The 566-nt window shown below is 58.1% G+C and carries 1 protein-coding gene; it reads left to right on the forward strand.

Going from position 1 to position 566, the window contains the following annotated elements; translation table 11 throughout:
* Window positions 1–102: 102 nt before the first annotated feature.
* Window positions 103–566, forward strand: a 464-nt coding sequence (locus QWI17_RS14885; RefSeq protein WP_302723318.1) for a transporter substrate-binding domain-containing protein, incomplete at its 3' end; no start/stop codon positions are given.

Below are 566 nucleotides of genomic sequence, written 5' to 3' on the forward strand. Positions count from 1 at the left end.
TAAACAATGCCGAGGCGCCAAGGTCTTAGGCTGCGTTCGATCATGGCGAGGAATAAAGCCATGACGAAAGTTATTCACCTGTAAAAGAAAAAGGGGCCTTCAATGCGTTCGACCATAGGGGTACTGCTGGCAGTACTGATCAGTCCATTGGCCCAGGCGGAGCTGATCGACGAAATCGCCGACCGGGGCGAACTGCGCATTGCCGTACAAGCCGACAACCCGCCTTATGCGTTCAAGCAAGACGAGCGGCTGAGCGGTTTCGATGTGGAATTTGGCCAGGACCTGGCCCGCGAACTGGACCTGCGCGCCGAATTTGTCGAGGCGCCTGCGGACGAGGTACTGCCAGGTGTGGAAAGCGGCAAGTATGATGTCGCGCTGACCCCAGCGAGCGAAGCACTCAAGAGTGACGGCCCGCTTGACGCGAGCCTGCCGTTTGGCGAGAAGAAGCTGGTGATCCCGTTCCAGAAGGACAACCCGGCGTTTGAAAGTGCCGTTAACAATGCGCTGCAGCGGTTGAAGGACAGTGGCCGCACGGCCGAGCTCGAACAGAAGTGGTTCAAGGGTGT

Source organism: Gilvimarinus gilvus, from assembly GCF_030518155.1.
Classification (GTDB): domain Bacteria; phylum Pseudomonadota; class Gammaproteobacteria; order Pseudomonadales; family Cellvibrionaceae; genus Gilvimarinus; species Gilvimarinus gilvus.